Origin of the sequence: Rudanella lutea DSM 19387 (assembly GCF_000383955.1) — a bacterium.
In the GTDB taxonomy this organism is placed as follows: Bacteria; Bacteroidota; Bacteroidia; order Cytophagales; family Spirosomataceae; genus Rudanella; species Rudanella lutea.
Window position 1 is genome coordinate 3,621,585 of the sequence record NZ_KB913013.1, and the last position, 12,879, is coordinate 3,634,463.

The 12,879-nt window shown below is 56.0% G+C and carries 8 protein-coding genes; 5 read left to right on the forward strand and 3 right to left on the reverse strand.

The window, feature by feature from the left end; genetic code table 11:
• Window positions 1-157 precede the first annotated feature (157 nt).
• From RUDLU_RS0114955 to RUDLU_RS0114965, 3 genes are all read left to right on the forward strand, one after another.
• Window positions 158-2,935, forward strand: a complete 2,778-nt coding sequence (locus RUDLU_RS0114955; protein ID WP_019989208.1) for a 2-oxoglutarate dehydrogenase E1 component — start codon at window positions 158-160, stop codon at window positions 2,933-2,935.
• Between the two features lie 127 nt (window positions 2,936-3,062).
• Window positions 3,063-4,664, forward strand: a complete 1,602-nt coding sequence (gene odhB, locus RUDLU_RS0114960; protein WP_019989209.1) for a 2-oxoglutarate dehydrogenase complex dihydrolipoyllysine-residue succinyltransferase — start codon at window positions 3,063-3,065, stop codon at window positions 4,662-4,664.
• An 87-nt stretch (window positions 4,665-4,751) separates the two neighbouring features.
• On the forward strand, window positions 4,752-5,324 hold the full coding sequence (locus tag RUDLU_RS0114965) for a methyltransferase (RefSeq protein WP_019989210.1): 573 nt from the start codon (window positions 4,752-4,754) through the stop codon (window positions 5,322-5,324).
• Here RUDLU_RS0114965 and treF read toward each other — a convergent pair.
• On the reverse strand, window positions 5,321-6,859 hold the full coding sequence (treF, locus tag RUDLU_RS0114970) for an alpha,alpha-trehalase TreF (protein WP_019989211.1): 1,539 nt from the start codon (window positions 6,857-6,859) through the stop codon (window positions 5,321-5,323). The two genes, RUDLU_RS0114965 and treF, sit on opposite strands and share 4 nt — an antisense overlap.
• 192 nt (window positions 6,860-7,051) lie before the next feature.
• Between treF and RUDLU_RS0114975 the strand changes: the two genes are divergently transcribed.
• Window positions 7,052-8,308: an MFS transporter gene (locus tag RUDLU_RS0114975; RefSeq protein ID WP_019989212.1), complete on the forward strand. Its 1,257-nt coding sequence runs from the start codon at window positions 7,052-7,054 to the stop codon at window positions 8,306-8,308.
• Between the two features lie 275 nt (window positions 8,309-8,583).
• Here RUDLU_RS0114975 and RUDLU_RS0114980 read toward each other — a convergent pair whose 3' ends face one another.
• Together RUDLU_RS0114980 and RUDLU_RS0114990 are read right to left on the reverse strand one after the other, a co-directional pair.
• Window positions 8,584-10,281, reverse strand: coding sequence for a sodium:solute symporter family transporter (locus RUDLU_RS0114980; protein ID WP_019989213.1), 1,698 nt, complete (start codon window positions 10,279-10,281; stop codon window positions 8,584-8,586).
• Between the two features lie 178 nt (window positions 10,282-10,459).
• Window positions 10,460-11,695, reverse strand: coding sequence for a M16 family metallopeptidase (locus RUDLU_RS0114990; RefSeq protein WP_019989215.1), 1,236 nt, complete (start codon window positions 11,693-11,695; stop codon window positions 10,460-10,462).
• A gap of 231 nt (window positions 11,696-11,926) precedes the next feature.
• Between RUDLU_RS0114990 and RUDLU_RS0114995 the strand changes: the two genes are divergently transcribed.
• On the forward strand, window positions 11,927-12,829 hold the full coding sequence (locus RUDLU_RS0114995; protein WP_019989216.1) for an ROK family protein: 903 nt from the start codon (window positions 11,927-11,929) through the stop codon (window positions 12,827-12,829).
• Window positions 12,830-12,879: the final 50 nt, after the last annotated feature.

Here is a 12,879-nt window from a genome sequence, read left to right on the forward strand (position 1 = left end):
AGGAAGAGTAGATACCGTAACCAATTGTGAACAGTTTTTGTTGGATAGATAGACCCGTTAGTTTGCTTAGCGAAGAAATCTATAAAATCCAAATTTTGCGGCCTACTTTCGGGCGTAAGCTGTACCTTTGCCCCTTAAATACAGAAGCGTCGCATTCATGGATAACTATTCGTATATAGCCAACTCAGACGCAGCCTACGTTGACCAGTTGTACCAGGCGTACAAACAAGATCCTAATTCGGTTGACGCAAGCTGGCAGAAGTTCTTTGAAGGCTTTGATTTTTCGCTCACCTATGGCGAAAATGGCGGAAAAGCCGCCAATCGAAACAAGGAAACTACGCCGGTAGCTACCAACGGTCAGACCAAGACCCCCGTTGATGCCCGGCACAGTGAAAAAGAAGTATCGGTTGCCAGCCTGATCAAAGCCTACCGCTCCCGGGGGCACCTGCTGGCCCAGACAAACCCCATTCGGTCGCGCAAAGATCGCAACCCCCGGCTCGAACTCTCGGACTACGCCCTCTCAGACGCAGACCTCGATACCGTATTCGAAGCAGGCAACCTGCTGGGCATTGGCCCCGCTACCCTGCGTGATATTATGGCCTCGCTGGAGAAAATCTACGCGGGCCGGATCGGCTTCGAGTACATGTACATCCGCGAGATCGACGTAAAAAACTGGCTGCGCAACAAAATTGAGAAAGAAGCGCTGGTGTTTGATCCGACTATTCAGGAGAAAACCCGGATTCTGGAAAAGCTCAACGAAGCCACTGTTTTCGAAAACTTCCTGCACACCAAATTTCTGGGTCAGAAACGGTTTTCGCTCGAAGGAGGTGAAACCACTATTCCGGCCCTCGATGCCATTATCAACAAGGCGGCCGACATGGGCGTTGAGGAGGTAATGATCGGGATGGCGCACCGTGGCCGACTCAATGTGCTGGCTAACATCCTGGGTAAATCGTACGAAAGTATTTTCGACGGATTCGAAGGAAACGTGCCCAGCGGTATTCATGGCGATGGCGACGTGAAGTATCACCTCGGCTACGCCAGCCTGACCGAAACGCCCGCAGGTAAGCGCATTAACGTGAAACTGGCCCCCAACCCGTCGCACCTCGAAGCCGTAAACCCGGTAGTAGAAGGCTTCACGCGGGCGCAGGCCGACGAAGAATACAAAGGCGATTTCACCAAGATCATGCCGATCCTGATTCACGGCGATGCTGCCGTAGCGGGTCAGGGGATTGTGTATGAAGTGACGCAAATGGCCAAACTACCCGGCTACCAAACCGGCGGTACGGTGCATTTTGTGATCAATAACCAGGTGGGCTTTACCACCGACTTTGATGACGCCCGCTCGTCGATTTATTGCTCCGACGTAGCCAAAATCATCGACGCCCCGATTTTTCACGTCAACGGCGACGATCCCGAAGCGGTGTTCTTCTGCGCTAAACTGGCTGTTGAGTTCCGCGAGATGTTCAAGCGCGACGTGTTTATCGACATGGTGTGCTACCGGCGGTACGGCCACAATGAGTCGGACGAGCCGAAGTTTACGCAGCCGACCATGTACGCCGTGATCGACAAGCACGCCAACCCCCGCGACATCTACAACAAGCAGTTGGTAGAGCGGAGCGAGGTAGACGCGCAACTGGCGGCCAACATGGACGCCGAGTTCAAGAAATTGTTGCAGGAGCGGCTCGACCGCGTGAAGCAGAAAGCCGAGATTCCGTACAAGCCACTCCGGCTCGATCAGCAATGGGCCGAACTGCGGACGTCACAGCCCGAGGACTTCGATCAGTCGCCGGAAACGGGTGTCTCGCTCGAAACGCTCGAACGCGTAGGGCAGGCCCTGTACACGGTACCCGACAACTTCAAGCCGCTGAAGCAGATTGACAAACTCCTGCGCGACCGCAAGCAGATGCTGACCGAGTCGAAGCAGGTAAACTGGGGTACGGCCGAATTGCTCGCTTACGGCTCAATTTTGAGCGAAGGTAAAGTGGTTCGTTTGAGTGGGCAGGACGTACAGCGGGGCACGTTCTCGCACCGTCATGCTGTGCTGCACGACTCAGAAAACAACGGCCTCTACTACTCACTCGACCATATCGGGGGTGAGGGCACGGCCAAAATGCAGATTTACAACTCACTCTTGTCGGAGTATGGGGTACTGGGCTTCGAGTACGGGTACGCTATGGCGACTCCGCACGCGCTGGTGATCTGGGAGGCTCAGTTTGGTGACTTTGCCAACGGTGCCCAAACCATGATTGATCAGTTTATTGCGGCTGGTGAGTCAAAATGGGGTATTCAGAACGGCGTGGTGATGCTGTTGCCCCACGGCTACGAAGGGCAGGGTCCCGAGCACTCAAACGCCCGGCCCGAGCGTTACCTCCAACTCTCGGCTCAGTACAACATGGTGGTTTGTAACGTAACTACACCCGCCAACCTGTTCCATATGTTGCGCCGTCAGCTGGCGTGGCCGTTCCGTAAGCCGCTGGTGGTGATGTCGCCAAAGTCATTGCTGCGCCATCCGCAGGTAATCTCACCCCTGGAAGACCTCACCAAAGGGCGGTTCCAGGAGGTACTGGGCGACCCGTACGCCGACCCGAAAAAGGTGAAGCGCGTGCTGCTCTGCACCGGCAAGATTTACTACGAATTGCTGGAGAAACAGCAGGCCGAAGGTCGTACCGACGTCGCCATTGTGCGGCTGGAGCAACTGCACCCGCTGCCGCAAAAGCAGATTGACGCGGTATTGGCTCAGTACAAGAAGGCCGAGCTGGTGTGGGTACAGGAAGAACCCCTCAACATGGGTTACTACACCTACCTGCTGCGCGAAATGCCTGAGGTGCGGTTACGCCCCGTATCGCGTCCGGCGGCTGCATCGCCTGCTACCGGCTTCGCCAAAAACCACACGCAGGAGCAAGCTGCGATCGTAGCAAAAGCATTTGAATAAGCAACCAACGAACAACGAACAGTGAACAACGAACAACTGACAACGACCGGATAAAGCTCCCTAAAAATTGCTTCACCGCTCATTGTCAGTTGTTCGTTGTCAGTTGTTCACTGATAACTGAAAAAAAATGGCTGTTGAAATAAAAGTACCCGCAGTAGGCGAGTCGATCACCGAAGTAACGGTGGGCGAATGGTTGAAAAAAGAAGGTGATACGGTAAAGGTCGACGACGTGCTCTGTACGCTCGATTCAGACAAAGCGTCGTTTGAACTGCCGGCCGAAACCGAAGGCGTACTCCATATTCTGGCCCAGGCTGGCGACACCCTGCCGATTGGTGCTGTTATCTGTACCATTGAGCCCGTAGGCGCATCGGCTCCGGCCCCTGCACCGGCTCCCGAAGCGCCCAAGGCCGAGGCTCCTGCTCCTCAGCCTGTTGCGGCCCCGGCCCCCGAGCCCGCTACGCCAGCGCCGGCGGCAAGCGGTAGCCAGGTGATCGAAATGAAAGTACCAGCCGTAGGCGAGTCGATTACGGAGGTAACCATCGCATCGTGGTCGAAGAAAGACGGTGACGTGGTAGCGCTCGACGAGGTTCTCTGCGAACTGGAGTCTGACAAAGCTACGTTTGAGCTGCCCGCCGAAGCGGCCGGAACCCTCCGGATTGTGGCGCAGGCTGGCGAAACACTTCCGATTGGTGGCCTCATTGCCCGGATCGAAACTGGCGCGGCAGCTGCCCCGGCGGCTCCGGCTCCGAGTGCTCCCGCTGCTCAACCTGCGGCTGCTACCACCGCCGACGTTAATGGTCAAACGGGGTATGCCGCGCATCATGCCTCACCGGCTGCGGCCAAAATTCTGGCCGAAAAAGGGGTAGAAGCCACCGCCGTGACCGGTACCGGTGTGGGCGGGCGCATCACCAAAGAAGACGCCATGAATGCCCAGAAGGCACAGCCTGCCGCTCAACCGGCCGCTACAGCCCCCGCGCCCAAGCCAGCCGCACCGGCACCAGCTCCGGCTCCGGTAGCTGCGCCGGGTAGCCGCAACCAGCGTCGCGAAAAAATGACATCGCTGCGCCGGACCATTGCCCGCCGGTTGGTGGCCGTGAAAAACGAAACGGCTATGCTGACAACCTTCAACGAGGTTGACATGAAGCCGATCATGGACATGCGCGGCAAGTACAAAGACAAGTTTAAGGAGAAACACGGGGTGGGCCTTGGGTTCATGTCGTTCTTCACAAAAGCGGTCTGCGTAGCCCTGAAAGAGTTCCCGGCCGTGAATGCCATGATCGACGGTGATCAGATTGTATTCAACGACTTCTGCGATATTTCAATCGCGGTATCGTCGGAGCGGGGGTTGGTGGTTCCGGTGATTCGGAACGCTGAGCAAATGACGTTCCACGAGATCGAGAAAGAAATTGTGCGGTTAGCCGGTTTGGCCCGCGACAATAAACTGACCATCGAGCAGATGCAGGGTGGCACGTTCACGATCACAAACGGGGGTATCTTTGGGTCGATGCTGTCGACACCGATTATCAATGCACCCCAGTCGGCTATTCTGGGTATGCACAACATTGTGGAACGTCCGGTTGTGCAGAACGGCGAAATCGTGGTGCGGCCGATCATGTACGTAGCTCTCAGCTACGATCACCGTATTATCGACGGGAAAGAGTCGGTGAGCTTCCTGGTACGGATCAAGCAACTGCTCGAAGATCCGACCCGCCTACTGCTCGACGTGTAAGCATACACAAGTTGAAACGAATAACGCACCGAGCCGTACAGAGAACCTCCTCTGCGCGGCTCGGTGCAGCTTTTTCTGGGTAAAAGAATGGATGCTACTTATTGGAATACCCGGTACGAAGACGGCCGGACAGGTTGGGATCTGGGGCAGCTTTCGCCCCCGCTCAAAGCTATTATCGATGCCGTGACCGACAAACAGGCGGCTATCCTGATTCCGGGTGCGGGCTCGGGCTACGAGGTCGATTATTTACTCCAACAGGGCTTTACCGATGTGACCGTAATTGACCTGGCTCCGCTCGCTATCGACCGCCTGCGCGAGCGGGTGGGTACACCGGCCGGCCTGACGACCCTTGTCGGCAACTTTTTTGACCATCAGGGGCAGTACGACCTTATTCTGGAACAAACGTTTTTCTGCGCGCTCGACCCGGCCTTGCGGGTGGCCTATGCGCAGCACATGCGTGCCCTGCTGAAGCCCGGCGGGCGGGTAGCGGGCGTTCTGTTTGCTACCACGTTTCCGTTTGAAGGGCCACCCTTTGGCGGGTCGGTAGCGGAGTACCGCACCTTGTTCGAGCCGAATTTTGGTGCGGTACGTCTGGAGCCCTGTTTAGTATCGGTAAAGCCCCGGCTGGGCAATGAAGTCTGGGTTGAGCTGAGGGCCTAAGACTCGCTCATTTCGGCCCAGCGCTCGGCATCCATGGCCAGATACACGCCGTTGGTCCACCCGAAGCCGTCCTGATTGGGGTATTCGCCCCCGCCCGTGGTCAGGGCGGCATCAACCACGTTGTACTTTTCCATCATCTTGCCGGTGGCCTTAAACACTTTATCGTTGAGCGCCAGCCAGCGGTTGCGGCCAAGTTGCGCGGTTTCGGTGAAGCCGTAGTTCATCAAGGCCCTGTACACAATCCACTGCAACGGTGCCCAGCCGTTAGGCCAGTCCCACTGTTGACCTGAGTGGTTGAGGGTGGTTACCCAGCCGCCGGTCTGCAAAAATTCGTCTTTCAGGCGGTCATGTACGCGGGCCGCCTGTTCGGGCGTGGCCAGGTTAAAGAAAAGCGGAAACACACCCGCCAGTGTGAGGGCGGGGGTTTGGGTGGCCTGCACAGCATCGTAATCGTGGAAGAAACCGGTTTCGGCGTTCCAGAACGTACGCTCAATTAAGGCATGGCGGTCGGCAGCCAGCTGCTCAAACAGGGCCGCGTGGGCATGGTCGCCGTTGTGGGCGTAAGCTTCGGAAAGGGTAGCCTCGAGTGAGTAAAGCAGGCAGTTGAGGTCTACGGGAATCAGGTCGGCGGTGTGGATGGTGGCAAGCGTATGCGCATCGGCACACCAGCGACTGCTGAAATCCCAACCCGACTCGCAGGCTGCCCGAATGTGGTTGTACAGCACCGTCGACGCAACGCCCGCCTGTTCGGCCTGTTCGTTGAGTTCAATCTCCTGCCGGTAAGCCTCAGGCCGGGGGGTGGGCGTATTGTCCCAGTACCGGTTGAGGGGCAGGCCATCGGGGAGCTGCACCGTCCGCCGGGCGCGCGGGTGGGCGTCCGACAGGTCATCTTCACCTTTGGTCCAGAAATCGTATTCTTTCTGTAGATGGGGCAGGTAGCGGAGCAGAGCCTCAGTTCCTTCAATATCGGCCAGGAGCCCCACCATCAAGGCGAAATAGGGCGGCTGCGACCGGCTCAGGAAGTACGTCCGGTTGCCGTTTGGAATAAAGCCAAACTGATCGATAAGGTAAGCAAAGTTGTCGACCATACTGCGAATGAGGTCGGTACGGCCGGCCTCGCGTAGCCCGAGCATGGTAAAGTAGCTATCCCAGTAAAAAATCTCCCGAAACCGCCCGCCGGGCACCACATATGGGTGGGGCAGGGGCACTCGCGAACTGTGGGGCACGGGCGTGTCGGCGGGGCGTGTCAGGCGGTCCCAAAGCCGGTTGATGTGCTCGGTAGTTGGCAGCGAGGTGTCGCTGACAAAATCGGCGGCTATTGGTTTGGGCGTATTGAAATGCTCGAACACGAAAGCGTGCAGGTCGAAGCCGGGCGTGTCTTTCTGGGCTTCGTACCGGGCTACAATCTCAGCCGGGTCGAGTTTGGGCGTACAATCGACAAACGTTTTGGAATCGGAGAAGACCCGACCCAGTTGCACATCGACAAAAAGACGGCCAAGCAACTGATCGGGCGAGAGGGCAAGCACTTGCATCATGGGTACAATATGAGTGGGTCACAGCTACAAAACGCTGTGCCTGTATCGTTCGGATGGGTTAACCCAAGTTTAACGGGATCTGCGGGTACAAACAACGCAATATTTTAGATTTATTCGCTAATTCGCAGGGTAAAGAAGGGCTCAACAGGCCCGTAAAAGTACCCACGTAACGTTACTTTACCCACTTACTTCATGGCTACCTGGCGCGTTAAACTTTCGCTCATTCTCAATTACTTCGTGTTTGCCATCCTGCTCAATAGTGTTGGCACGGTGATTCTTCAGGTTCAGAACAACTATGGTGTTTCGGCCACGTCGGCCAGTGTGCTCGAAGCCTTCAAAGACCTGAGCATTGCGGTGGTGTCGTTTGGGGTGGCCTCGTACAGTGTTCGGATCGGTTACCGGCGGGCTATGCTCACGGCGCTGGGCATCGTGACGGTGGCTTGTTTGCTGATGCCGTTATTGCCGGCATTCTGGACGACCAAACTGCTGTTTGCGGCCGTTGGGGCCAGTTTTGCCCTGATCAAAGTATCGGTGTTTGCTACCATTGGCCTCGTCAGCCCCTCAACCGATGAACACGCCAGTTTTATGAACTTTCTGGAGTCGTTTTTCATGATTGGGGTGTTGTCGGGCTATTTTCTGTTCAGTGCCTTTGTCGATGATCAGAACCTGCAATCGACGGCCTGGCTCTCGGTCTATTATGTGCTGGCGGGGGTATCGGCGCTGGCGTTTGTGCTGTTGCTGGCTACCCCGCTCGATGAGTCGAAAGTGGCTTCGGGCGCGGCCCGCCCGCTCACCGACGACCTGGGCGACATGCTCCGCCTGGTGGCCCGGCCTGTAGTGCTTGTGTTTGTGGCGTGTGCCTTTGTGTACGTGCTCATGGAGCAGGGCATTATGAGCTGGCTGCCTACGTTCAACAGCAAAATTCTGAACCTGCCCACCTCGCTTAGTATTCAGATGGCGAGTATTCTGGCGGCTTCAACGGCCATTGGGCGGTTTCTGGCGGGGTTCATTCTGCGCAAGGTGTCGTGGTACTGGTTGCTGATGATTTGCCTGGTGGTGTCGGCGGGGCTGGTGCTGCTGGCGTTGCCCCTAGCGAGCTCGGCGGGTAGCCAAGTCGTAACGGGCTGGGCCGATGCCCCGTTGGCGGCTTTTATATTTCCGCTGATCGGCTTGTTTATTGCCCCCATTTATCCGGCCATCAATTCGGCTATTCTGAGTAGCCTGCCTCTGCGGCAACATGGGCCTATGGCGGGGCTGATTGTGGTGTTCTCGGCTTTGGGCGGCACCACGGGTTCAATTATCACGGGTCGGGTGTTTGATGCGTACGGCGGACAAACGGCGTTTTACTTCTCGTTGGTGCCAATTGGGTTGCTGCTCGTTCTGCTGACTATTTTCCAGCGCCTTGGACAGCGGCAATCGACGGTGGTTCGGGAGCGCGAGCACGCGTGAGCAACATGCATACGTGAATGAGTAATGTAAAATGCATAATGAGTACTTGGGTTGCCTGCTGACAGTCATCCTTTTTGTTGTACATTTTACATTGTTCATTATAAGTGAATGAACAATGTAAAATGTATTACCTACTGATAATCAGTCATCTCATTGTACATTTTACACTATTCATTTTACATTTAATTCCGTCTGATTATTTATAAACAACGAGGGGGGCTGGTTCATGTGAACCAGCCCCCCTCGTTTTGGGCGCTTGCGTAGCCGGGTTTGAATTACCAGAACCGGACGTACAACATCGAGAACAGCATCAGAATAATCACGATCATCGTCAGGCTCGTGGGCGAGAGTTTGAACATCTGCGCGTCGATTTCCAGACCCTTTGGGTTGACTTTCGGGCCGGCGAGGCTGATGAGCACCATCAGGGCTACGGTCATGAAAAACGATAGGCCCATAGCCACCAGGAACGGAATAACATACCCGCCCTGACCGTCGGGGAAGGCCGAGTAGAGCAAGGTTTCGGGGCCGAAAATATCGGTAGCAAAGTGGTTGAAAAACACCACGAGGGCAAAGCCACCCAACACACCCGCAATGGCAGCGGCACCGGTGGTTCGTTTCCAGAAGAAGCCCAGAATAAATACCGCAAAAATACCGGGGCTGATATAGCCGGTGTATTTCTGAATGTAGGTGAAGCCACCTTCGCCCCCAATACCGAGTGCATCGCTCCAGGCAAAGGCGATCGACACCAGCATGGCCACCAGAATGGTAGCGCGGCCAATCCAGAGCAGCCGGGCTTCGCTTGCTTCCTTATTGATGTACTTGTGGTAAATGTCGAGCGTGAAAATGGTCGAGATGGAGTTGGCTTTACCCGCCAGCGAGGCCACGATAGCCGCCGTCAGGGCTGCCACCGACATACCTTTGAGACCACTGGGCAGGAAGGTCAGCACGGCCGAGTAGGCATTGTCGCCAACCACCACACCGTCGCGCATCATTTCGGTCTGCAAACCGCCGTTTTTGTAAATCACGTAAGCCGCAATACCCGGCAACATCACAATAATCGGCATGAAGATTTTCAGAATGGCCGCAAACAGAATCCCGGTGCGGGCGGTCTGCAAATCGGCCCCGAGAGCCCGCTGCGTGATGTACTGGTTACAGCCCCAGTAGTTGAGGTTTACTACCCACTGCCCACCCAGATACATGGCAATGCCCGGCAGGGTAAGGTAGCGGTTTACCTCGGCCTGCGACGCACCGGGGCCGGGTTTCTCAAAAATCATGTGGAAATGGTCGTCGGCATCCTTAATCATGGCCCCCAGCCCCGCAATAGCGCTGCTGCCCAACCCGAAGGTCTCGCTCACTTTGGTAAGCGCCAGGTAGGTAGTAACCAGACCACCGATAATCAAAACCAGTACCTGTACCACGTCGGTATAACCGATTACTTTCATGCCCCCCAGGGTGATGAAGATGGCAAACAGGCTCAGCCCGATCACGATCACGTGAAAGCTGTCGCCCCCGACGAGGTTGCTGATGGCCAGAGCCCCCAGAAACAGAATAGACGTGAGGTTCACAAAAACGTACAGAAACAGCCAGAAAACCGCCATAATCAGACTCACGGTCTCATTGTAGCGCGTGCTCAGGAACTGCGGCATGGTGTAGATTTTATTCTTCAGATAGATCGGAATAAACCACACGGCCACAATAATAAGGCTGATGGCAGCCAGCCATTCGTACACGGCAATGGCGACTCCAAACCGGAAGCCATCGCCCGACATACCGATAAACTGTTCGGCCGAAATGTTGGACGCGATCAGCGAGGCACCGATGGCCCACCAGGTGAGGGCCCCCTCGGCCAGAAAGAAGTCTTTGGTGTCGGTTTTCTTTTGTTCTTTCTGCCGGTAGATCCAGTATCCGTAGGCAGATACCCCGACGAAGTAAAGCAGGAAAATGACGTAATCGAGCGTAATCAGTTGACTCATGTAGAACGTAGGTTGGGCCAAATTTTAGTCAAAAGCAAAATTGCCTCCCATATTACGCATAAAAGCCGAAAAGGATAAAAACACAAACCGGGTCAGGTGCCCGGCTTCGGTACCGGTTTGGGTGCACAAACGCAGTACAGAGGCCGGGTACCGACCCGGTCGATAGCGGTCAGATACCCTATTTTTCGGGCATGAAGGTAAGATAGCTCATCTGCTCAGGGAGGAGGGTTTCCTGCGCGATGGCCTGTAGCTCGTCGGCCGTGACGGCTTTGATTTCGGCAAAAATATCGGGTAGCGACTCCACCCGGCCGATGTCCAGAATACTCTTGGCCATCATGAGCATAAAGCTCTGGTTGCTCTCTTCGGCCATAGCCAGCTGGCCCATCAGCTGCTCTTTGGTCTGGTGCAGCTGGAGCGTCGTGAGCGGTTTGTCGCGCAGTTGCTGCATTTCTTTGAGGATGAGCGTGTGGGCCCGATCCACCTTTTTGGGGTCGGTGCCGAAATAGATACCCAGAAAACCGGTGTCGATGTAGGGCGTAAAGCTGGCGTCGATGCTATACACAAGTCCAAACTTTTCGCGCAGGTTCATATTCAGCCGTGAGTTCATACCCGGCCCACCCAGCAGGTTGACAAGCATGAAAAACGGAAGTCGCTTGGGGTCGGAGAGCGAGAACGCCGGTCGGCCGAGGGCGCATTGAGCCTGCGTAATGGGTCGCTCTACGGTTTGCCGTTGGGGGGTGTAGCTACCGGGCGGTTGCCGCTGCCGGGTGGTTTTGCGGTGGGGTATATCGGCCAGATACTTGCTGGCCATCCGCACCACCTTCGCAAAAGGGTCGTTGCTGACCGAGGCAAACACAATCCGTTCGGTATCGAAATTGTCGGCGATAAACCCCTGCAGGGCGTCGCGCGTGAACGAGTTTACGGTTTCGGGCGTGCCTAGAATATTGCTGCCGAGGGCGTGGTTCTGAAACACAAGCCCGTCGAAGTCGTCTTGCAGGGCGTCTTCGGGCGAGTCGTAGTACATGGCCATCTCTTCCAGAATGACACCCCGTTCGCGCTCAATCTGCTTTTCGGGAAATACCGAGTGAAAGGCAATATCGGCCAGCAGTTCGGTGGCTTTTTCGAAGTGCAGCCCCAGCACCGACGCGTGAAAACAGACTTTCTCTTTGGTGGTGTAGGCATTCAGCTCCCCGCCTACGTTTTCGAGCCGGTTAATGATGTGGTGCGACCGTCGTTTTTCGGTGCCTTTAAACGCCATATGTTCCCAGAAATGCGCCAGCCCCTGTTGTTCGGGCGTTTCGTCGCGGCTACCAATGTCGAGCATGATACCGCAGTGGGCAATCTGGGTGTGGAGTATTTGTTTATGGACAATACGGATGCCGTTGGGCAGCGTGTGTAGTTCGTAATCTTCCATTCTGTAGGATCAAGCCGACCGTGCCGGATTCGGGAAACATTCGGTCCCTGTTCGGTTTCTGCCGTCATCTAACAACCCCAAACCGACGCTAAAAATTTCCGAAGAGGGGCACATTCCAAATGGGGCAACTGCCCGGTACTCACCTTGCGTACACCAAACGATAGGTATGTACCCAAACGAAAGTGCTTAACAACCATTGAACCCCCAAACGAAAAACCACAAACCTTATTCATGCAAACAGCGATTGGTATCGACCTGGGCGGCACCTGGATCAAAGGGGTGCTAATGAACCTTGAGACGGGCGAAATGCTGAAACAACTTTACCAGCCAACCACGGGCGAAAAAGACTGGAAAGAAGCCGTCCGCGACTCGGTAGGGGCGCTACGGCAGGAGGCCACGGCCTTACACTCCGACGCGCAGGTGCGGGCCGTGGGGTTGTCGGCACCGGGGTTGCCCAATGCGGCCAACGATGCCATTGCCTTCATGCCGGGTCGGTTGCAGGGGCTCGAAAACTTTCACTGGGGGCATTTTCTGAACACGCCGGTGCGGGTGGTCAACGATGCGCACGCGGCTTTGCTGGCCGAAAGTTGCTTTGGCGCGGCTAAGGGCTTGCCCAATGTGCTGATGCTCACGCTTGGTACGGGGGTAGGCGGGGGCATTCTGATCGGCGGGAAGCTGTACCAGGGTAATTTCCAGAAAGCGGGGCATTTGGGGCATATCACGGTCGACGCTGATGGCGAGCGCGACATTACGGGAATGCCTGGTAGCCTCGAAGATGCCATCGGCAACGCCACGGTTGAGCTGCGGTCACTGGGGCGGTTCAGCAGTACGTATCAGCTGCTCGAAGCCTACAAGCAGGGTGATTATCTGGCGCAGTGGGTTTGGCTCAGCTCGGTGCGTAAACTGGCCATCGGGCTTAGTTCGCTCATCAACTGTTTCTCGCCCGACATGGTGGTGTTGGGTGGGGGTATCACGCAGGCCGAAGATAACCTGTTGCTCCCGTTGGCTACGTTTATGGAGCAGTACGAGTGGCGCCCCGGTGGCCACACGACGCCCATCCGGCTGGCGCAGTTTGGCGATATGGCCGGGGCTATCGGTGCCGCCAGCTTTGCGATTCAGGCTATGGATTTCTGATAGCAGCGCAGGGGAAAGGAGAGCAGGGGTTGAATAAGAACACGGATTGA